This is a genomic window from Bacillus cereus group sp. MG1, assembly GCF_040460035.1.
GTDB lineage: Bacteria > Bacillota > Bacilli > Bacillales > Bacillaceae_G > Bacillus_A > Bacillus_A cereus.
This window is the reverse complement of record NZ_JARVGY010000001.1, coordinates 2,997,167-3,019,754: the sequence shown is the minus strand read 5'-3', so window position 1 is coordinate 3,019,754 and position 22,588 is coordinate 2,997,167. Positions and strand designations below refer to the sequence as shown.

Sequence of the window (22,588 nt, the reverse complement as noted above, 5' to 3'; positions counted from 1 at the left end):
ATGTCTGCACTACTACTCTTTTCTCAAATCTCTCATATTTGATATGTATAAAGCAATAACTAAAACAAGAATTGCTCCTGCGTATAATAACGTCTCCATCGGTTCCTCATGAGACACAATAATTAATCGAATTAAGGCCGTAATTCCGATATAAATAAAATAACGTAACGGGAAATGATAGTTCGATTTAAAATACTTAATAATTAATGCAATGAACTCGAAGTATAAGAAATAGACGATGATACTTTCAACCAATTTATAAGACGTATACTCTTTTGCCGAAAAAATATACTGCACGAACGTAATTGTCTCATTCACTAAGAAAATTGATAACACAATGGATAATATAATTAAGGCTATATTTAATATCCATTGCAAAACACTAGCTATAACATGATCGATATTAAATGACTTCATACTCTCTTTAGACTCCCCTTCGTATAAGTACTTATTTATTATAGCAAAATTACGATTGGAAAGAAGTTAAATCATATATTCGTCCTTTGTTATTGCCAGTGAAGGTGATGTTCATTGTTTGGAGGAGTCTTTTAACCGCAGAACTAGATTCCATATTAAGAAATTCCCTCAATTCGCTATTAGTAGTTATCACACTAAACAGAAGTGTGTAATCTTGTACAGCACGTAAATGAGCATGTTTAGACATACTATTGCAATTTGAACAACGCCATCCCTGTCTTTCTTTTAACATTGCCATTGTAAAACATTCCTCACACTGTACACCCTTTAGCAATTCCTCTTTTTTAATTTTATATTGCGCAAGAACATTTTGACGTTGCGGAATGTGCTCATTCATAATCTGGCCTATAAGTCCATTTATATTATCAATCACTTTTTCTTTATATTGATTTTTAATCTGTTTTATTCTATTAGGTAAATTTGCACTGTGGATAATTTTACTAGACAGTATTTCATCTGAAGTTTTAATAATTGTACGAGGGGAACTAATTACAACGAGGGCTTCAATCGGAATATTATGTAAATCATGTAGATTCAGCCATTTTCTCAGTTGCATCTCTTGCCGTTTCAGTTGTAAAAGCGGATCTGGGAATCCTTCTTCCGTATTACCATCTACTATTCGAATAAGTTGATTGAACTTTGTATCAAAAATTAATGTACCAATAATATTTTTTATTTCAAAAAAAAGAAGAAAATAAGATGAAACTATGAGGGTATCAATTTGGAAATAATGTTTTTGATCAAATAACCTAATATCATGTAAAATATGGTATTCTGCTTCGGATAGAAAACTCAGCGGATACTCAATCGCCTGCTCTCCTTTATAGCCGGCCATAAATTTCGCTAGACTTTCAACCACCACATTCCTTTTTGGATGATGAGCAGGCAATCTTCTAAGTAAAGCTTCTAATTGCAGCAAATATACGGGCATTTTCCGCTCTTTCACAATCATTTTTATCCCCCTCCAAAATATATCAGCGATTTTTCAAATATATCAGCACAACTCCAAATATATCGGCGATTTTCGAAATATATCGGCGCAACTCCAAATATATCAGCGATTTTCGAAATATATCAACTTACCGACAAAAACCGACACAACATACACACATAAAATCTTATACACAGTATAACATCACATCTAAAATCTCAATGTAAGCATAATGTGTATACCCCAATGTGATTACGCCATTTTCAAAATAAGAAATTTACATTCCCCCCATGTAAAAGACCTTTTTATAAGTATGAAAAAAATTTAGGAATTAGTTTATCTTTTTTTAATGTTTTATTTAGAGGCAGTTTATAGTCGGGGATTAACATAAGAAACGTAGCAATTAAGTTTATATATGACGCACTGCTACTATAATCGCTAACCGTACTACTTGAAATCATAAAATAAGGAGACGATAAAACATGAACAAAAAAACAAAAGCACTATCATCCGTACTGCTCGGATTCACATTAGCATTAACAGGGTGTGCTGGTACTAAAGCTGAAGAAAATCATGGGAAACAAAAGCAAGAACAAGTTGCTAAAGAAACAAAAAAGGAAAATAAATTAACTAAAGGGCAAAAAATGGCTAATATTCTTAGCGAGACAAATTGGCAAGGTACACGAGTGTATGACAAAGATAAGAATGACTTAACAAAAGAGAATGCAAACTTCATTGGTCTTGCAAAATATGATGCGAAGTCCGGCAGATATGAATTTTTTGATGCTAAAACAGGTGCAAGTCGTGGCGATAAAGGAACTTTCTTTATCACAAATGATGGGAAAAAGAGAATATTAATTTCAGAATCAATGAAGTATCAAGCTGTCGTTGACATGACAAAACTAAATAAAAATGTATTTACTTATAAACGAATAGGGAAAGACGCTAACGGTAAAGATGTAGAAGTTTTCGTTGAACATGTTCCATATAAAGAAAAAGAACTTTCTTTCACTGATCCGGACAAGCAGCTGAACACGACTACAGGAGATATTGTTAAAAACGTTGATGGAGATAAAATTTTAGGCGGTACCCTTTGGCACGGAACAAAGGTATTAGACGAAACTGGTAACGATGTAACACAGTTTAATTCGAATTTTATAAGTCTAGCAAAATTTGATGACAAATCTAATAAATATGAGTTCTTCAATAGCGAAACAGGTCAAAGCCGCGGTGATTATGGCTACTTCGATGTTGTACACGAAAATAAAATAAGAGCCCATGTTTCAATTGGAAATAACAAATACGGTGCTGCTCTTGAACTTACTGAACTAAATAAGAATAAATTTACGTATAAGAGAACTGGTAAAGACCAAGCTGGTAAGGATATAACTATATTCGTTGAACATGAACCTTATAAAGGTGATATGAAACCACAATTTAGCTTTTAAAAACGTTTGATTAAAGATCCTGTACTGAGTTACAGGATCTTTCTTATTAAGCAAGAGAACAAAAAGACGAAAAACATGTAGCTTTTCGTCTGCACAATATTCCCACCTTATAGTTGATGATTTACAAAACTTAAAAACATACCGATACAAAATAAAATTTGTGACCAAGTAAAAAGCGCCCTACTTATAGGGCGCTTGTTTTATACTTAATGACTAATACTAGCTGTTGGGTATAATGTTGTTCCTCCAATTGAAACTTTTATTTCATTTGTTAATGGAACATTTTGTTCATTAATAATTGTTCTCCACCATTCCCATGCAAGACCTGTACATTCTCTTGCTACAATTTTTATATTTTTTGAATTTGGTGGGAGTGGGATAACTGTAGAGTAATGAGCCGTTTTGTCTTTTCCGCTACCATCCCACGTTTTATGTGTTAGTACTTCGTTACCCTTTTGGTCAAATGTGAATTCATCCCAAGATACATCAAATTGAGCAACGTAAGCACCGTAATGATCAAGTGTCATTTTAGCACTTGAATATTCTGTAGTTGTCGTCTCAATATAATCTGTATTGTTATGAACAGCAGCAGTTGAATTATCTTTTAAGAAAGTGCTTGTATATGAAATTGGGTATGCTGGATTTTTAAGACTTAATTCAGCATTATCTTTAATGATATTTCGGATTTCATTGAAATCTTTAGTAACAACCTTGTTATGCTCTTTCGCATCTCCGCCTAATACTACAGCAGTAAAGGTACTTTCTTCAAAAATATCTTTATACTGTCCACTTGTTTCAACGCTGTTATTCTTAAGTAAGGCTTTAAAAGCAGCTTGTACATCTTTGCTCTTAGATGTTGTTTCTAATTTTACATAAATCGTTCTACCATAAGCTACATTTGAAACCATAACAGGTGGAGCCGAATTACTTACGCCTTTTCGAGTTAACTCGTCAAAAGTAACGCTATTATCAAAAAGGTCGGATGGATTGTTAGGTAGTTCAGCACTTACCGTATAAAATATTTGCTTATACGCCGCTACCATCACTTTTTTCTCTCCATTTGCAACCGCATTAAAATCAATGTTTAGACTGTTATCAAGATATTTAGCGTTAACATTAAGAGCACTTGCTATTTGTGATTTACTATAAACCATAGATTCCGTATACTGCATTCTTGCAGGTAACGTATGTGTTGTAGAATACTTTTCATTCCAAGTAGATACTAAATCGTCTACTGCTCCAGCTACATTACCATATGTCGGATTTTGGACAGTGATTGTATTTTCTTTTCTCATGCCCGGTAAGTCTATACTAATATTCAAAGGCTTTCTCTTAGCCACTAATAAACTTGGTTGATTGTCTGCAAAAGCTTTATTTGCAAGTTGTACAGCTCCTGGATACGTGCGATTCACTACAGAATCAATAATTGAAATATCGACTGGTGACGTTGTAAGTGATTTTTTCTCGCGTTCCACTACTACAAATTTACCATTTGAATTGATACTTTCTTTCGGAACAAAACTTTCTACTTTATCACCATTTACAGCTAAAACCTCTTGATTATTATATTTAAGATTTGCTATACCAGTATCAATGCCACTAGCATTTTTGGTTACATCAGTTGCATTACTTGCTTGTGTTTCTGCGAAGGAAATAGATGAATAATTAATAGTGCATAAACTAACTAATAAACATGCAAGGAACTTTCTTCTTTTAGTGTTTTTCTTAATATTCAGAAAAATCACCCCGTTCTTTTTTAGTAAAATATGATAATGATCGATAAATGATAGCTAACTAATAAACTTACATAAATGCTTTTAAAAGTTCTTGAATTAACGGGATTACGCCACCTACAAATTTTAAAACTGTCATTGCGATTTCCATATTATTTCCTCCTTTTTATTGCTACGAAAATGTGATTTATCTTTATGCCCTCATTATAGTGACCCCTTACACTTTTATCAATACACTCTGATATGCAATATTACATATCAAAAAACAAGCTGAATTCTTTTAAAAAGTTATACAGGGATATTTTTTTCGTTTAGTACATACTTGAAAAGGTGAAGCATTCTTTTGCATTTTATGAGTAGTCACATAAAAAAGCTGCTGCCTATAAAATACAGACAGCAACTTCAACTAGAGTAGCTTGCATAATCTACACAAGCTACGGTATTTTTTCACATTTTATAACTAATAAACTGCGATTGGCCCATAAGGACCATTAATAATTTCTATTTTTGTTTCAAAAATATCTGTCAAAAGTGTTGAGTCCATAACCTCTTCTACTGTTCCAAAAGCAGCAATTTGTCCATCTTTCATAGCACAAATTTTATCCGAGTATTTAGCTGCAAAATTTATGTCATGCATAACAGTCAAAATTGTTCTTCCAAATTCATTAGCTGCACGTCTTAAATGCTCCATCATTTGAACAGAACGAGCAACATCAAGGTTGTTCAGAGGTTCGTCCAAAAGTACATATTCCGTCTCTTGGCACAATACCATCGCTACATATGCCCTTTGTCTTTGACCACCAGAAAGCTCATCTAAATATCTATTCTCTAAACTAGTTAAATCTAAGAAATCGATATATTTAGAAATGATAACCTCATCTTCTTTAGTCAATCTTCCCTTTGAATAAGGAAAGCGCCCAAATCCAACTAATTGTCTAACTGTAAGCCTAGTTACAAAATGATTTTCTTGTCGCAATATAGTCAAAACTTTTGCTAAGTCTTTTGATTTGGATTCAGAAACATCCATATTTGCTACCTGAATTTGGCCTTCATCCATATCTAAAAGTCTACCAATCATCAAAAGTGTCGTGGACTTTCCAGCACCATTTGGCCCAATTAAAGAAGTAAAGCCCGCTTTTGGTATTTCAATATCCAAAGGTCCTATTTTTACCTTATCAGTATAGAACTTTTTAACATTATCAATTTTTATCATAAAGCCCTCTTCCTTAAAACTATAGTTAAGAATATAATTCCACCAAATAATTCAATAATAACTGAAACTACACCTTGAGCATGGAATACATGATACATTAAAAAGTATGCGCTCGTCATTATTAAAAATCCTATAGCAAAAGCCATTGGGAAAATATATCTATGATCATAAGTTGACGCCGCCTGATAACTCAAAGTTGCTACTAAAAAGCCGTAGAAAGTAAGTGGCCCAATTAGAGCGGTTGAAATGGACATCAGAATAGCAACTAATACAAGTGTATAAATTACACTAGGTTGATATTTAACTCCAAAAGAAGTAGCAACATCCTTTCCTAGTGACAAAACATTCAAATTCTTAGAATGAGCAAAAATTAATACTGCTACAATTATGATCATCGGAATTACAATAGGAAAATATGCAGGATCTGCATGATTAACAGAACCAAATAATCTTGCTTGTAAAATATCAAATTCTGAAGGCGCAAGTAGTTTTCTCATGAAAGTTGACACAGAATTTAGCCCGGTACCAATAATAATTCCAACTAAAAGCATAAGTTGTAAATTCCCGTATTTACCGGAAAGTAACCATCCATAAAGTATCAAACTCATGAAGACCATAACAACAACTTGGAATAAAAATGATCCAATTCCATTAAAATTTATTAACGCACTAGCACCAAAGAAGAATACTGTACTCGTTTGAATTGCTGAATAAAGTGATTCGAAACCTAAAAGTGAAGGAGTAATAATTTTATTATTCGTAATAGATTGGAAAGCAACTGTCGACAAGCTATGGCAAACCGCAGCAATAATCATTGCAACAATAGCTACTATCCTTCTCTTAACGACTGGGATAAAAGAAGGTGAATCTATCGGAACTGGATTGTTATAAACTAAAAGTCCATATGAAGAAAGAAGACCTAAAGCAATCAATGTTATGAGTAAAATCCAATAACGTCTTGCTTCCTTCTTAGACCGAAAAGCGCTAGCTGATCTACTTTCATTATGAAGGCTAGAATCGATTTCGACATTTTCTTTTTTTCTATATTCTAATGTGATCATCGTAGCCTCCTTGGTTTTCTTTGTCTCAATAAAATAGTAATAAACACGACTGCTCCCACTGTTGCAAGTATTAAAGAAACAGGTAATTCAAAAGGCTGTATAATTGTTCGAGAAATGATGTCACAGGCAGTTATTGATCCCATTCCGATCACACAAACCCAAGGTAAATTACTCCTAAGATCATCACCTCTAAACATTGAAACGATATTTGGCACAATTAATCCTAAGAAAGGTAAGTGTCCAATAACAGCTGCAACAATTCCAACTGCAACAGAGATAAGAGCAGTCCCAAAAAGAACAATTCTATTGTAATTAACTCCAAGACTTGTTGCGACATCTTCTCCTAGTCCAGCTAAAGTCAATCTATTAGCATACATAAAAATAAGAAAAGTAATGATAACAATCAGCCATAAATATTCATATCTTCCCACCTGAATGTTAGCAAATGAACCTACAAACCAAGTTTCAATACTTTGCGTCTTTTGAAAAAGGAGTCCTAAAAAAGTGGACACTGCAGAAATTACTGCTCCAAGCATCAATCCGATAATCGGAACAATTAAAGACGAACGAAGCTTAACTCTTCTTAAAAATAGAAAGAAAATCATAGTTCCTATAAAAGAAAAAATGATTGCACCAGTCATTCTTTGAACTAAAGTTGGGGCAGGAAATAATAAATACACAAAAAGCAGGCCTAAGCCTGACCATTCAATCGTCCCCGTTGTAGTAGGTTCAACAAAACGATTCTGTGTAATTAATTGCATTACGAGTCCTGCCATCGCCATTGCAGCTCCAGTAAGCATTAATGCAACTGTTCTCGGAACACGAGTGATGAAAAACATCTCCATTCCGTCCTCTTGTCCACGTATATCATAAACTCCAGTAAACAGTGATATAATCCCTAAAATTATAACAACTATAACCGCTATTATAAAAGGTTTTGTCCATATTTTATTGTGATTATAAAACTGGGGTTGAGAAATATTCTCAACCCTAGAAATCATATTTTTTGACACTGTTTCGTACCCCTTTACACTACTTAGCTAAAGTTTTTGCAAGATTTCCAAATAACTCTATATAAGTTTGAATTGATTCATTTGTGTAAGTATCTTCTGGTGCATAAACAACTTGTTGTTTAGAAACAGCAGTTGTGTTTTGAAGAGCTGGTGATTTAGAAATAACATCCTTAGCAGGTGTTGACTTAGCTGCATCAGATGTTGCAGCATCACGATCTAATACGAAAAGCCAATCAGGATTTGTTTGTGCGATAGCTTCAACAGAAACATCATCACCTTTATGACCTGCAGTAGAATTCGAAACTTCTAATGCTGGAGTCCAACCGAAAATTTCATACATAGGTCCCCAAACGCGACCAGAGTGCGGCGCAGCAAAGCCAATATTTCCACCAGTAACGATAACACTCATAACTTTATCTTTTCCGTTATAAGCAGATTTTGCCTTTTCAATAGATTTATCGAAATCAGCTACTAATTGTTTAGCTTCTTTATCTTTAGCAAAGATTTTACCTAAAGTAGTTGTAGAATCTTTAAGTCCTTTTACTAAGTTTTCTCCAGGCTTAGTAGCCTTCTCAGAAACATCAAAATTAAGATCAATAACAGCTGCATTTGGCACTAATTTTTTGATTTCTTCATAATGATCAGCAAATCTTTGACCAACGATTACAAGATCAGGGTTTGCCGCTGCAATAATTTCTAGATTTGGTTCACGGTGATTCCCAATATTTTGAACTTTTTCATCCTTTTTATATGCTGAATCAGCAGGCATGATATCCTTTGGAGCAGCCGCTAATTTAATTCCCCAATCAGATAAAGTTTCAAAAGTTCTGTTATCCAAAGCAACTACATTCTTTGGGTTTACAGGTACTTTAACAGTTCCATGAGCATCAGTGATTTCAACCGTTTTTGGCTTATCACTACCATTATCTTTATTATTAGCCTTCGAAGTTTCTTTACTTGAATCTGAGCAAGCCACTAACATTAAAGTAAAAATTGCTAGAATACTCACTAATTTTAAAAGCATAGATTTTTTCATATGTATACTCCTTATAGTGTGATTTATTTCGAAAATGATGACATCCATAGATTGAATTAGAAAGTAACTTTTATTCAATTGAATCGCTATTGATAATCATTTTCATTTGAACATCCTGTTAATTAGTATAGTCATTAATTCTGTGAAAATCTTGTGAATCGTATCAATTCATAAAATCAAGCATAAAAAGTAATATGTGCGGTCAGGACTGTTGATTAGCCTTCATTAAATACTTTCTCAACGAATACGGGACAGAGACCTTCCCTTACAAAATACGCGCAGTAATAGCTAATATTTCACAGAAACTACTTTATTATCTTATTTTTATCATTCAACCATTGAATAGCCTCTGCCATGTATCGTTTGAATATATCTATCTTTCTTCTCGCACTTTAGCTTTTTTCTTACATACCCAATATATAAGTCTACTACATTCGGATTTACTACTACGTCATATCCCCAAACTTGATTCAAAAGCATTTCACGGCTTAATATCGTATTTTTATTCTTAATTAAAAATACAAGTAAATCGTACTCGCGCTTCGTAAGCGAGAGATTTTTGCCACCTTTTTTCACAATATTGCTAGATGCATCAACAAAGAGATCTTTAAACTGAAAAAAGTTTGTCTCATTTTGCTGGTTATAGTCACTTCTTCTTAAAATAGCTTGAACTCTCGCTACTAATTCTTCCTTCACAAATGGTTTTCTAATATAATCATCTGCTCCTGCTTGTAACCCTGCTATGCAATCCTCGCTAGAAATATTGTTGGTCACAATAATGATTGGTGTCGTTTTAACAAGTCGTATTTGTCTACAAATTTCTGGTCCCGATATACTTAATGAATCCCAATCCAATATGATAATATCCCAATCTTGCTCATATGCTATATTTAAACCTTGGTTTTCATTGTGAAGTTTTAAAATGAAATGGCCCTCTTGCGTTAAACCGCTTACGATTTTCTTTGCTGAAGACCGTTCATTTTTAATCACCAACACCTGCTTCACCGATGGTTCACCTCTACTTCAATATAAATTATTTAGATAAAAAATTATCCCGAAAAAACAATTTAAGATTTATAAATTTAAAACCCCTAAATAATCCATTAAAACAGTTTATTAGGAGAACTCTATATAATCTTACAATAGGTATGGATAAAAACACAAAACATATGGAGATTCAAATAAAATGAAGTATTAATTAATCAAACAGAGATGTTCATCCCCACTAATTATCAGTCCTCACCAATCGGGCTTTGACGGGATAAAATTGTGATCATTAAGGGATAACACACAAGATACATTGAGGATGTAAGTGAAAGAACCAAAGAATTAGATACATTCTATTTTTAGAACTATAACCTTTCCAGAAACAAAAAAGAACCATAACCTCGCCAACCTGGCAAAGTTATGGTTCATATCATACAATGTCATTTTACCTATAAGTTGGCCGCAGTTGGAAGCATAAGTTGGCCAGAAAACACTTATTTTTGTAGATAATCATCTAATTATTCAACCGAATCGGAAGCATAAATTGACCGTGTGTTAATTATTAACCCATAAGCTTGCCGTGTGTTTTATTAATGTAGCTTTGGAATAATGTTTGGCCAAATTGATACTAATAACCTTAATAAACGAGCAAATGGAAGTGACGCTTTCGTTAGTTAATAGGTCACTTTGCTCTCTTGATATGCTTTCTTTACCCGTTCAATTTGAGCGAGGTGTCCTTGTATATATTGAAGATCTTTCAAGGGCTAGAAGGGGCACCTGTGCTGGGAAGTGCAAAGTAGATTCCAGTAAAAGGATAAAAAGTGTACGGTGCACTTTTTAAAAAGGTTTTTTGTAATCATTTTGCAGCACGTTAAGGTATTCATAGTGCTGCAAATATCTATTTTCTATTTCGCTACAAATATCACCGTATTATCGAAAATTAATTTGCAACACAATATATGCAACGTTATGGCGCCATAAAAATCAAGCCCAAGTGGAGTGTTGCATAAATGTTAATTTTTGCAACTGTCGATGCATCACGTATTACATTTTCTGTAAATTACTTTACACTTCACGGCACGGTTCCTAACGCTTCCCCTAGGGGGAGCGTTAGGAAAATGCGGATTTACAACGTTAAGCCCATTTTTAAAACGATTCCCTAATACAAAATATTTCTCAATACTTATTTTATTTAATCCTTCATATATTTGAGTTGAATCATTGTTATAAAAAATTAATATAAATTTATTAAGAAAAGAGGAATTAATATGCCGGAACAATTAATTGCAACTGTTTTATCACAAACGTCTCCTTTAGAAGGACAAAGCAATCGTTCAAGTGGAAATTTTAGTACGGAATCTCTTCCAGTTGGAACACAATATTTAAAATGGGTAATAACTGATGGAGGAAACCCAGATATTATTAGTTTTAATGTTATGAAGGATGTATCTAGTGGTACGGATCCTATCATTTTTTCCGCTGTATTGAATGGTAATAGAACAACTGTAGAATCAGCGAGATCACTTTATATCGCTAATCCTAGAAACGCTGCAGACCCATTCAATGTAAGTGTATATGCAATTTATTAGAATATCGAAAAAAACGAGGGGGCTGTCTGGACAGCCTCCTTGTTTTTTTAAAATTTTGACCACTAATAGGGGTCACCTTACATGCCCATCAACTTAAGAATTTTCACTACCCCCAAGTGTCAAAAAAAGTTATCCTTTCTAAAAAGCTAGCTAGAAAGGGTGACATTTTTTATGAATCTTTCGATTCAAGATGAATTACAACTATTTTCTGAAGAGCTGTATCGTCATTTAACTCCCTCTCTTTTGGAAGAACTCGCAAAAGAATTAGGGTTTGTAAAAAGAAAACGAAAGTTTTCAGGAAATGAATTAGCTACCATATGTATCTGGGTAAGTCAACGTACAGCGAGCGATTCTCTCGTTCGACTATGCAGTCAATTACACGCAGCCACAGGCACTCTTATGAGTCCAGAAGGACTCAATAAACGCTTTGATAAAAAAGCAGTTGAATTTTTGAAATATATTTTTTCTGCATTATGGAAAAGTAAACTTTGTAAAACATCAACTATTTCAAGTGCAGCACTCATGTATTTTCAACGCATTCGTATTTTAGATGCGACGATTTTCCAAGTACCAAAACATTTAGCTCATGTATATCCTGGATCAGGTGGTTGTGCACAAACAGCAGGCATCAAGATTCAATTAGAATATGACTTACACAGCGGACAGTTTCTAAACTTCCAGGTAGGTCCAGGAAAACATAATGATAAAACATTTGGAACAGATTGCTTAGATACCTTACGGCCGGGTGATCTGTGTATTCGTGATTTAGGCTATTTTTCATTGGAAGACTTAGATCAAATGGATCAACGTGGAGTGTGCTATATATCAAGACTTAAGTTAAACCATACCGTCTATACGAAAAATCCGTTTCCGGAATACTTTCGAAATGGGACAATCAAAAAACAATCACAGTATATCCAGGTGGATTTAGAGAACATTATGCACACGTTAAAATCAGGACAAACATATGAAATAAAAGAGGCGTATATTGGCAAGAATCAAAGATTAGTTACAAGAGTAATTATCTACCGATTAACAGAGGAACAAATACTGGAACGTAGAAAAAAACAAAGCTATACCGAAAGTAAAAAGGGAATTACGTTTTCAGAAAAAAGTAAACGATTAACAGGTATCAACATATATGTTACGAATACGCCTTGGGAGATGGTTCCGATGGAACAAATCCATGATTTTTACTCCCTTCGCTGGCAGATAGAAATCATATTTAAAACGTGGAAATCTTTATTTCAAATTCATCACTGGCAAACTATCAAGCAAGAGAGATTAGAATGCCATGTGTATGGAAAGCTCATTGCCATTTTTATCTGTTCTTCTACGATGTTTAAGATGCGCCAACTTTTGTTGCAAAAGCACAAAAGAGAATTAAGTGAATATAAAGCAATTGGGATGATTCAAGATCATCTATCCCTGTTATATCAAGCAATACAGAGAAACACCCAAGAAATAGCAAAGGTCTTAATCCGCCTGTTTACCCTACTACAGAAAAATGGCCGGAAATCTCATCGATATGAGAAAAAGACAGTCTTTGATATTATGGGTGTTATCTATGAGTATAGTGGATATAGAAAACAAAAGAAAGTTGCATAAGTTAAAAAATGAAACCCGTTAGGGTTTATTTCGTATACTCATTTTTAATGGAATTATATTATTTCAAAGTTTTTTCATTTTAATCAATGGAAAGCCGCGGCGTTTCTATCCTTAAGTTGATGGGCATGGGGTCACCTTATCAAAAAAAGAAAATTGTACGTTATGACACAATTTGGACACTGCTGATTTTTTAAATGTTGATAGAACCACTATTTATCGCACATTAAAAAGAAATGGTTATTAGAAAGATGATTAATAAATTCTATTTATATCTATATAGGTGATGTACACTCATGAAAAAATATAAGTTTTACTAAAAGACTTTATAACAATAAAAGGAGCTAAACGATATATGTTTGCTCCTCTTATTTACAAATAATTTAATGATAAAGTTTTCTAATTAGTTATTGTTCTTACTAGTGTTTGATTCGGGTCTCTTACAGTCCAAGAACTTGAAACAGCTGAACCGTCTGTTCTCTTTAACGTATATTTTGTCACCAGTTGATATGCTGTATATCCTGTATCTTTACCAGATATACTTGTAATAGTCTTCTCCTCTGTTGATTCCGTTGATTCCGTAGAAGTTGTACTAATTTCTGTTTGCAATGTTTTTGAAATACCATATTGAAGCGACGCAGATACGGCCTTAAATTTAAATCCTAAATCTGCTCCAAAGTTCATAGAAAGCGTATCAGTCATCCTTTGTTGATCTTCAGTACTTACACCTGTTGTAACAGTATACTTACTAGAGCCACCAGCAGGAATAATTTCTGAACGTACTTTCTCCCAATATTCTTCTTTTACCAAAACATAATATGGTGAATTGTGTATTTTGGTATAGTCACTTGCTTGATTATCATTTACCATAATACATGGTATTGAAGTTGCACCAACAACAACAGAACCTGAAGTTTGAGGTAACTGTTGATCAATAGGCCCAGTTGGATTATACTCTGGAGCATTTGGTCTAGATCCTATAGTTGGTAAGGTTGGTAGTTGAACACTAGCACCAGCATCGGAAATTTGGAATACCCTATCTGGATCATAAGGATTTGAATCATCCAAATCTACATACTCTGCATTCCCATTTCGTGCATAAGATGCAACTTTCCCAGTTGCTTGGTGCACAATTTCATAATAATTATTTCCCTGGTTTCGTAAATACCATTGTTCATTAGAAGAACCAGTCCAACTATATTGAGTCAATATATTGGATCCACTTTGAACTGTTACAGGTTTTCCACTATTTTTATTTACAATTGCATATAATCCTCCATCAAGTGGAAAAAATGTGAATTTTTCATTTTCATTATTGCTTCCACCCCATAAACGAATTGTGGGACCATTATTAGTAGATGCTCCCTCTACATTCCACTTTAACCATGTATTAGCTTTCAAATTAATATTATAATATTTATTGTTCTCTGGAGTTGCTGCTTGACTTTCCGGAGCCCAGATAGATAAAGCCATTGCTCCGACAAATAACCCTGTTATAACTTTTTTTGGTAACGGCAATCTCTTAATCTTCTTTTTTTTCATAAATAAATCCCCCTTATTATGATTTGGTACACCTTAAATATACATCCGAACAACGAAACATGAAATATATGGAAAATTTATAAATAATAAATGTAATATTCTGTTATTTTTTTTACATAGAGCGAGTAGTTTGCGACTTCTTATTTCAGCAATTGTATTATGGAATACGGTATACATATCACGTGCAGTAGATGCTTTACGTGTAAAAAGCGTGGACATACCAGAAGAATATTTACAACATTTCCCTTCACTTGGATGGGAACATATTACGTTGAAAGGTGATTATGTTTGGAACTTAAATGAAAAAACAAATTTTAATAATCTAAGATCATTACGAGAGAAAAATTATATAAAAAAGGAGTAACGTAATTAGCTAGTTCCTTAACGTACAAGGTACCGGTTAATTTGTTTCTAAAATTTGTCTAAACGTACAATTTTCTTTTTTTGATATGGTGACCCCTAATACTTGAGCAATAAAAAAGTTCTCCTTGTTTTTGGGTGGAAGAGGACCATTTAGGGATAGATGGAGCTACTTTGCACTTCACAGCACGGTTGCTCCCTCTACCCCTTCAAATGAAAATAACCTAAATCTCGGATACATAATTTATTTATTGTTAAAATGGTTCTTTGTCAGGTTTATCCAAACATATATAGAAATATGAAAAAGTAAATTTTAATCTGACCAAAGGAGATGAAGAGATTGTTAAAAAAAGTCGGTATAGGAGTCTTTTCTACAGCAATTGTATTAAGTGCCAGTATAGGTTTTTCAGGTATTGTATCAGCAGATAGTTCATCTGCAAATGAACAAGTTAAGAATGGAGATTTTGAGGATGGGCTAAATAACTGGATTTTATCTAATCCTAATTCTTCTACCGAGAATATCGGCACTTCTGAACCAGGCAATCATTATCTCAAATTAATACATGCCGACACAGCCTATCAGCCTGTTACTGTAAAGCCGAATACAGAATATACATTAACATTTGATATAGCGGGAAGTATAGGTTCTCCATCAGAAGTAACAGTAGGTAATCTGAATGCCCATCAAGAAATCATTCCATTAACAAAAAAGCAATATTCAGGATTTAAGCCGGAACATCATGAGATGAAGTTTAAAACAGGGGAAGATGTGTCAAACTTTGCTGTCAAACTTGCTTCTACAGCAAATGGGAGGGTTAAGTTTGATAATGTACAATTAAATGAGAAGGAGAACCCTTATATTTTAAATATTGATTTTGACCACAATTCAAGTTTAGAACCTTTTAAACCAGCATATGGCTCTTTAATTTACAATATTGAAGAGCATGCAGGAGTAAATAATTCTAAAGGACTTCATTTTAGTTCAGGAGCTGGTCATCTTAAGGGAGACGTAACTTTGAAGCCTAATACTACATACATCATGTCCGCATCTGGAAAAGTATCGGGTCCTGAAAAAACCTTATTTGTAGGAGCACAGTCTCCTGGGGGAGAAAACACATTTGTTATGACGTTTACTTCCACACAGTATGAACAAAAATCGGTTGAATTTACTACTCTAAATACTAATAATCCATATAAGGTCATCTTACAAATTAATGGATATGTTAACATCGGTGATGCCTATCTTGATGATATCGTACTAGTTGAAAAGTAGCCATAATTAAAAATATATTTCTATCATTGACACATGAAAACAATTCTAGAAATGAGTCGCCATATGCCCATCAACTTAAGGATTTTATAACGCCCCAAAACGAAAAAAATGTACATTTTTTTCGTTTTGGGGTATTTGCTATTCTTAGATTGATGATGATGTGATGCTATCCCTAAAAGTCGCGACTTTATTTAAAGGCGACATTAAAAATATTCTTCAAATCCTGGAAGCATAAGTTGGCCGTAAACTAAAAGAAGCATAAGTTGACCAAAACGGCCATCTTATGCTTCCTGTTATAAAAAATAAAAAAACCACCAAATATGTATTGGTGGAGACGGTGGGAGTCGAACCCACGTCCAAAAATATCGGCACTTAAGCTTCTACGAGTGTAGTCGATATATTAGCATTTCGCGAACTCTTCGGCCTATCGACAGGCTTCCAAGTTGCTAGTCTGGTTGTTCTCTTCCTTTGTCCTCAGACGGCGAACTCCGGCGTAGTCCACTTAGTTTGAGTCCCTTACCCTACCACATGGACGATGGAGGGAGGAACCTTTAGTGCAATTAAGCAGCTAAAGAAAGATTGTTTTGTTTGCCAATTATAGGCTTTGACGTTTTAACGAGGCCGATCCCCTCGACTCGCAACCTAAGCTCGAACTATCCCTGTCGAATCCGTAACGTCCCCATGATAAAAATGGAGCATACGAAGAAAATATCGTGATAGCTACTAAGAGCTGTTTTTCAATGTGCAACAATCTTACATAAGTTATTATAACATACGCGCTCCATTTTACAAATGTAAATATCTGTATTACATCTTTTGGCGATCACGGAACGCGCGTGCAATTTCACGTTTAGCTTCTTTCTCTTTTAAATCGTGACGTTTATCGTATTGCTTTTTACCTTTTGCTAAACCAAGTGCCATCTTTGCAAATCCATTTTTCAAATAAATTCTAAGTGGAACTAATGCGTAACCTGTTTCTTTCGCAGCGCCCGCTAGCTTATCAATTTCTTTTTTATGCAGAAGTAATTTTCTCGTACGAAGTGGATCATGGTTGAAACGATTCCCTTGTTCGTACGTATTAATGTGCATATTATGAACCCATACTTCACCATTATGTACACGTGCAAACGCATCTTTCAAGTTTACGCGTCCAGCGCGAATTGACTTAATTTCCGTTCCTTGAAGGACAAGCCCTGCTTCGTATGTTTCTTCGATGAAATAATCATGAAATGCTTTTTTATTCTGTGCAATAACCTTACCTGTACCCTTTGGCATATAACGTCCCTCCTCTATTTTTACTATTGTAACAAATGTTAATAAAAAGCGAAAGTGGCTCGCTCTCAAGCCACGAAGAAAAAAGAAAACGGCCCCGCTTTTCATCAAAGCGAAGCCACTCTTTTCTTACTTACGCTTTTTCTTTTTCTTCTTGAATCCTGGTACGTTTTCGAAGAATGCTTTTTTCTTCTTACCGTTACCATCTTTTTTTCCTGGCTGGCTAGCAGAAGCGGATGCAGATGCAGATCCTCTTCCTTTTCCTTTGCCACCACGGTCAAATTTTCTACCTGTGCCACGTTCACCGCCGCGCTCATTACTGCGCTCGCTACGTCCACCGCGTTTCTTTCTGCCTGTTCTTGGCTGTTCGATAACGACTGGACGATCTTTGAACTTACGGCGAGGTGTGCCTTTCATGCCAACGATTTCAAAGTCGATTGCACGCTCGTCTTTGTTTACGTTAATAACGCGAATTGTAATTTCATCACCGATGCGGAATACGTTTCCTGTACGTTCTCCGATCATAGCGAAATGTTGCTCGTCATAACGGTAGTAATCATCCGTTAAGTAGCTAACGTGTACAAGACCTTCAATTGTATTTGGAAGCTCTACGAATAAACCGAAGTTTGTTACAGAACTAATCATACCGTCATACTCTTCACCGATCTTATCAACCATATACTCTGCTTTTTTCATCTCATCTGTTTCACGCTCTGCTTCAACAGCACGGCGTTCCATATTAGAAGAGTGCTCTGCAATCTCAGGTAATTTTTCACGCCATTTTGCTTGCGTTTCATTGTCGACTTTACCATTAATAATGTATTCACGAATTAATCTATGAACGATTGTATCTGGGTAACGACGAATTGGTGATGTGAAGTGTGTGTAGAACTCAGTTGATAAACCGAAATGTCCTAAACTATCCGCATCGTAACGAGCTTGCTTCATAGAACGAAGCATAACTGTTGAAATAACTACTTCTTCTGGCTGTCCTTGAACCATTTCAAGAATTTGTTGCAGCGCACGAGGGTGCACTTCATTCGCACGTCCTTTTACCGCATATCCGAAGTTCGTTACAAACTCGAAGAAACGCTCAAGCTTATCTTCTTTCGGATCTTCATGGACACGGTACATAAACGGTACGTTCATCCAGTGGAAGTGCTCTGCTACTGTTTCATTCGCAACAAGCATAAATTCTTCAATTAACTTCTCTGAAACAGAACGATCACGCATAACAACATCAGTCGGTTTTCCTTCTTCATCCACTAATACTTTCGCTTCTTTAAAGTCAAAGTCAATTGCACCACGGCGCATACGTTTTTCACGTAAAATTTGTGCCAATTGACCCATCTCTTTAAACATCGGTACGAGCGGCTCATAACGCTTAATTAACTCTTCGTCCTCATCTTCTAAAATGCTTCTTACGTCAGCATACGTCATACGCTCTGTCGTTTTAATCACACTTTGGAAAATCTCGTGTTTAACAACATCACCTAAGTTGTTGATTTCCATTTCACAAGATAACGTCAGACGGTCTACTTTCGGATTTAATGAACAAATACCGTTAGATAGACGATGCGGAATCATCGGGATTACACGGTCAACAAGATATACACTCGTCGCTCTTTCCGCTGCTTCAACATCAATTGGAGAGCCTTCTTGAACGTAATGACTTACATCCGCAATGTGAACGCCTAGCTTGTAGTTACCGTTCTCAAGCTTCGTTACTGTAACAGCATCATCTAAGTCTTTCGCATCTGCACCATCAATCGTTACGATCATTTGATCGCGCAGGTCGCGGCGATCTTTTAAATCTTCTTCTGAAATCGTTTCTGGTACACTGTTTGCATGCTCCATCACTTCCTCAGGGAATGCTAAAGGTAAATGATGTTTATGAATGACAGATAAAATATCTACTCCTGGATCATTTTTATGACCTAGAATTTGAATAACTTCACCTTCTGCACTTAAACGATTCTCTGGATAGCTCGTAATTTTCACAACTACTTTATGACCTTCTACAGCACCCATCGATGCGCTTTTCAAGATAAAGATATCACTCGTCCAGCGCTTATTGTCAGGTATAACGAATCCAAAGTTTTTCGATTCTGTATATGTACCAACTAGTTCTTTCGTTCCACGCTCTAAAATGCGTACAATTGAACCTTCTTGACGCGAACCGCTCGATTGAGAACTAAGGCGTGCTAATACTGTATCGCCATGAAGTGCACCGTTTAATTCTGTAGGCGGGATGAAAAGATCATCGTCTCCCGTTTTCTTCTCGTCTGGTACAACGAATGCAAAACCACGTGCATGTCCAATTAACTTACCTCTTACTAAATTCATCTTTTCAGGAAGACCGTAACGGTTGCTACGAGTACGAATAACAAGTCCCTTTTCTTCCATCGTTACAAGTGCCTTTACGAAATCTTTAAAGCCCTCAGAACCTTCAATCCCAAATGCCTCTTCTAACTCTTGTATCGTTAGCGGTTTATACGCTTCTTCTCTCATAAATAATAACAACTTATCAATATGTTCTTGTATGATTTCTTCCAAGCAAAAATACCTCCTTTAAAACCTTATATTATTTAGTGTATCCGAAAGATAGGGGATGTATAAAGTGAAACTTCAATACTCCCCTTATGATTTTTACAGTTTTCACAAAAAATTCCTTATGAAAAAAAGAGGCAACTAGATCTTACCAATCTAGTTGCTCCAAGAAGTTATATACATCCTCATGTAGCTCGTCACGTTGTTTATCAAGTGTAATGACATGCGTAGAGTCTTCATACCATTTAATGTCTTTTAACGTAGATTCTACACCGTTATAAATAATGTTAGCACTATCTGTATTAATCATTTCGTCATGACGTGCTTGTACAACAAATGTTGGCGCATAAATCATATCCACATTGTTACGTACGTCAGCAATTAATTGTTGTAATGCTTTTAATGTATTCATCGGTGTCTTTTGGAATTCCAACATTTCTTGTTCAATTTGTTCAGGTGATTTTTGCTCACGTTTTTTATATTCGCGGGCATATGCCAATATACCTTGGTACATCGTTTCTTCGCTCTTAATATACATCGGTGCACACATTGGTACTACACCTAAAACCGGTACTGTATAACCTAATTTTAAAGAAAATACGCCGCCAAGTGACAATCCAACAACAGCAATTTTCTCAAAACCTTTATCTTTTAAAAGCTGATATGCCTCCGTTACATCTTGCCACCAATCTTCAGGCCCTGTATGAACAAGCTCTTCTGGTGGTACACCGTGCCCTTTATAAATTGGCGCATGACAAGTATAGCCTTTCTTTTCTAAGAAACGCCCTAACATACGTACATCAGCTGAGTTCCCTGTGAATCCATGTAGTAATAAAACAGCGCGGTCTCCACCCTCAAATGTAAATGGTTTCGGAGATGCTAATTTCATCATGTATTTCTCCTCTTTCTCTTCTGTAATCTAGTCGTATTCTTTCTATATCTAGTGTACCATATTTGTATTTCTATAATCTAATTAGAAACATCTTTCAAATAGCAAAACAAAAAAAGAAGAACCATTAGTACCATTCACTAACGCTTCTTCTTTCAATTCTATAAATTGAAGTACGTAACACCAATTGTTAATACAAAGAACAATACAGCTAAAACAATTGTAATACGGTTTAATACCGCTTCAATTCCACGTGCCTTTTGCTTACCAAATAATTGCTCCGCACCGCCTGAAATTGCACCTGAAAGGCCTGAGCTATTACTAGATTGCATAAGTACCATAACAATCATTAAAATCGATACAATAATAAGTAAAACTGATAATAACGTATGCACTTGGCGTACCTCCTACAAAGATTCAGTTATTGTAACTGTAGCATAAATTCTATAGAAAAGCGAGAGCTATAGAGGCGCTCTCGCTTTTCTTCTATTACATAAACATCATCGCAAATAACGGTCCAAGTAAACATGTCAAAATTGCTGTTAATGTCATTGTTACCGATCCAATAACACCTTCATGTTCGTTATTTTTCATCGCTCTCATAACACCCATAATATGAGAAGCACATCCAAATCCGATACCTTTACCAACTGAGTTTGTAACACGGCTCCATTTTAATAAAAGAGGTCCTGTAATCGTTCCAGTAATACCTGCGATAACAACGAAAGCTGCTGTTAAGGAAGGTACACCACCGACTTGCTCAGAAACACTCATCGCAACTGGCATTGTCACCGATTTTGGTAATGACGATAAGATTAAGCTTTTATCCGTTCCCATAAGTGAAGCAATCGCAAAATCACTAGCGATTGCAACTGTTGTACCTACTAATACCCCGCCAGCAATCGGTACAACATATTTTTGCAGAACATGACGTTGTTTATAAAGAGGAATTGCAAATGCTACAACACCGGGTCCAAGTAGCTTTGCAATCCAGCCACCACCACTTTCCATATAATGTTGATATGGTATATCAAGCACGATAAATAGGAAAGCCATTAATCCAGTTGCTACAAGCATTGGAATGGTGAATGGTGTTGGAAATAATTTATAGATTTTTTTAGATAATTGATATAATAGCACCGTAAAAAGAACCCAACCGATTCCGATTAATATTTGGCTCATCGCGACTCTCTTTCCTTCCTATTCGCAAGATATTGTCCTGTATGTCCTGCGACAATAATAATTAAAAATGTACTCGCTACAACTGTAATGAAAAGAGAAATTCCTTTACTCATAAAAAAAGCACCGTAATTCATTAGGCCAAGCGTTGGCGGAATTAATAAAAACGGCATAATAGCAACGAGTGTTTCTGCTCCTAAATCGAACCATTTCACTGGAAGAACTTTTAGGCTAAGTAAAACAAGTAAGAGGAACATTCCAATCAAACTTCCTGGAATCGGAATATTTAACATTTCTTGCACCCAAGTTCCAACCATATAAAACACGTAAAGAGCAGCAATTTGGACAAGAATCTTTGTAAATTTCATGTTCATCATCCCTCATGTTTATACGATCTTCTGTTAATATCTTTATCATAGTATAAATTGTA

Annotated in this window: 19 protein-coding genes, 1 other RNA gene and 1 pseudogene; 5 read left to right on the top strand and 16 right to left on the bottom strand. The window is 35.1% G+C overall.

The window, feature by feature from the left end:
- Positions 1-12: 12 nt before the first annotated feature.
- Both psiE and QCI79_RS15655 read right to left on the bottom strand, forming a co-directional pair.
- Positions 13-417 carry a phosphate-starvation-inducible protein PsiE gene (gene psiE, locus QCI79_RS15660; RefSeq protein ID WP_000834708.1) on the bottom strand — a complete coding sequence of 135 codons (405 nt, stop codon included), beginning with the start codon at positions 415-417 and terminating at the stop codon, positions 13-15.
- A 49-nt stretch (positions 418-466) separates the two neighbouring features.
- The gene (locus QCI79_RS15655; protein WP_000635745.1) at positions 467-1,429 is read right to left on the bottom strand and encodes a nuclease-related domain-containing protein; all 963 of its coding nucleotides are present in this window, start codon (positions 1,427-1,429) and stop codon (positions 467-469) included.
- Between the two features lie 461 nt (positions 1,430-1,890).
- On the opposite strand from QCI79_RS15655, the gene QCI79_RS15650 reads away from it, so the two are divergent.
- Positions 1,891-2,856, top strand: a complete 966-nt coding sequence (locus QCI79_RS15650) for a DUF4822 domain-containing protein (protein ID WP_001036620.1) — start codon at positions 1,891-1,893, stop codon at positions 2,854-2,856.
- 206 nt (positions 2,857-3,062) lie between these two features.
- On the opposite strand, the gene alo is transcribed toward QCI79_RS15650, so the two are convergent.
- From alo to QCI79_RS15620, 6 genes are all read right to left on the bottom strand, one after another.
- Entirely contained in the window at positions 3,063-4,601 is a 1,539-nt protein-coding gene (gene alo / locus QCI79_RS15645) for an anthrolysin O/cereolysin O family cholesterol-dependent cytolysin Alo (protein WP_000576729.1), read from the bottom strand.
- A gap of 448 nt (positions 4,602-5,049) precedes the next feature.
- Positions 5,050-5,802 carry an iron ABC transporter ATP-binding protein gene (locus QCI79_RS15640; RefSeq protein WP_000590071.1) on the bottom strand — a complete coding sequence of 251 codons (753 nt, stop codon included), beginning with the start codon at positions 5,800-5,802 and terminating at the stop codon, positions 5,050-5,052.
- On the bottom strand, positions 5,799-6,863 hold the full coding sequence (locus QCI79_RS15635; protein WP_000631245.1) for an iron chelate uptake ABC transporter family permease subunit: 1,065 nt from the start codon (positions 6,861-6,863) through the stop codon (positions 5,799-5,801). The genes QCI79_RS15640 and QCI79_RS15635 overlap by 4 nt, the downstream gene beginning before the upstream one ends.
- The gene (locus QCI79_RS15630) at positions 6,860-7,876 is read right to left on the bottom strand and encodes an ABC transporter permease (RefSeq protein ID WP_000042063.1); all 1,017 of its coding nucleotides are present in this window, start codon (positions 7,874-7,876) and stop codon (positions 6,860-6,862) included. The genes QCI79_RS15635 and QCI79_RS15630 overlap by 4 nt, the downstream gene beginning before the upstream one ends.
- A gap of 19 nt (positions 7,877-7,895) precedes the next feature.
- The gene (locus QCI79_RS15625; RefSeq protein WP_000749436.1) at positions 7,896-8,912 is read right to left on the bottom strand and encodes a siderophore ABC transporter substrate-binding protein; all 1,017 of its coding nucleotides are present in this window, start codon (positions 8,910-8,912) and stop codon (positions 7,896-7,898) included.
- 327 nt (positions 8,913-9,239) lie between these two features.
- Positions 9,240-9,917 carry a response regulator transcription factor gene (locus QCI79_RS15620; RefSeq protein ID WP_000815809.1) on the bottom strand — a complete coding sequence of 226 codons (678 nt, stop codon included), beginning with the start codon at positions 9,915-9,917 and terminating at the stop codon, positions 9,240-9,242.
- A 1,250-nt stretch (positions 9,918-11,167) separates the two neighbouring features.
- Between QCI79_RS15620 and QCI79_RS15615 the strand changes: the two genes are divergently transcribed.
- Together QCI79_RS15615 and QCI79_RS15610 are read left to right on the top strand one after the other, a co-directional pair.
- Positions 11,168-11,488 (top strand): hypothetical protein, encoded by a 321-nt coding sequence (locus QCI79_RS15615; protein WP_002101540.1) that lies wholly within the window; start codon positions 11,168-11,170, stop codon positions 11,486-11,488.
- A 171-nt stretch (positions 11,489-11,659) separates the two neighbouring features.
- Positions 11,660-13,096: an IS4 family transposase gene (locus QCI79_RS15610; RefSeq protein WP_042991529.1), complete on the top strand. Its 1,437-nt coding sequence runs from the start codon at positions 11,660-11,662 to the stop codon at positions 13,094-13,096.
- A 396-nt stretch (positions 13,097-13,492) separates the two neighbouring features.
- Here QCI79_RS15610 and QCI79_RS15605 read toward each other — a convergent pair whose 3' ends face one another.
- On the bottom strand, positions 13,493-14,635 hold the full coding sequence (locus QCI79_RS15605) for an RICIN domain-containing protein (protein ID WP_000727409.1): 1,143 nt from the start codon (positions 14,633-14,635) through the stop codon (positions 13,493-13,495).
- 112 nt (positions 14,636-14,747) lie between these two features.
- Here QCI79_RS15605 and QCI79_RS15600 point away from each other — a divergent pair.
- Both QCI79_RS15600 and QCI79_RS15595 read left to right on the top strand, forming a co-directional pair.
- A pseudogene (locus QCI79_RS15600) lies at positions 14,748-14,999 on the top strand (Tn3 family transposase); the annotation flags it as partial.
- A 336-nt stretch (positions 15,000-15,335) separates the two neighbouring features.
- Positions 15,336-16,268 (top strand): carbohydrate binding domain-containing protein, encoded by a 933-nt coding sequence (locus QCI79_RS15595; RefSeq protein WP_000915084.1) that lies wholly within the window; start codon positions 15,336-15,338, stop codon positions 16,266-16,268.
- Positions 16,269-16,594: 326 nt separating this feature from the next.
- Here QCI79_RS15595 and ssrA read toward each other — a convergent pair.
- The 7 genes from ssrA to QCI79_RS15560 form a co-directional block, all read right to left on the bottom strand.
- Positions 16,595-16,949: a transfer-messenger RNA gene (gene ssrA / locus QCI79_RS15590) on the bottom strand.
- A gap of 126 nt (positions 16,950-17,075) precedes the next feature.
- On the bottom strand, positions 17,076-17,543 hold the full coding sequence (gene smpB, locus QCI79_RS15585; RefSeq protein ID WP_001123919.1) for an SsrA-binding protein: 468 nt from the start codon (positions 17,541-17,543) through the stop codon (positions 17,076-17,078).
- A 126-nt stretch (positions 17,544-17,669) separates the two neighbouring features.
- Complete coding sequence (rnr, locus tag QCI79_RS15580; protein ID WP_000391096.1) at positions 17,670-20,096, bottom strand: ribonuclease R; 2,427 nt, start codon at positions 20,094-20,096, stop codon at positions 17,670-17,672.
- A gap of 142 nt (positions 20,097-20,238) precedes the next feature.
- Positions 20,239-20,979 (bottom strand): carboxylesterase, encoded by a 741-nt coding sequence (gene estA / locus QCI79_RS15575; protein WP_000761976.1) that lies wholly within the window; start codon positions 20,977-20,979, stop codon positions 20,239-20,241.
- 161 nt (positions 20,980-21,140) lie between these two features.
- Positions 21,141-21,374, bottom strand: coding sequence for a preprotein translocase subunit SecG (gene secG, locus QCI79_RS15570; protein WP_000557264.1), 234 nt, complete (start codon positions 21,372-21,374; stop codon positions 21,141-21,143).
- A gap of 94 nt (positions 21,375-21,468) precedes the next feature.
- Positions 21,469-22,161, bottom strand: a complete 693-nt coding sequence (locus QCI79_RS15565) for an LrgB family protein (RefSeq protein ID WP_000078304.1) — start codon at positions 22,159-22,161, stop codon at positions 21,469-21,471.
- Positions 22,158-22,526, bottom strand: a complete 369-nt coding sequence (locus QCI79_RS15560) for a CidA/LrgA family holin-like protein (protein WP_000673222.1) — start codon at positions 22,524-22,526, stop codon at positions 22,158-22,160. Before QCI79_RS15560 ends, QCI79_RS15565 begins: the two co-directional genes overlap by 4 nt.
- Between the last annotated feature and the right edge of the window lie 62 nt (positions 22,527-22,588).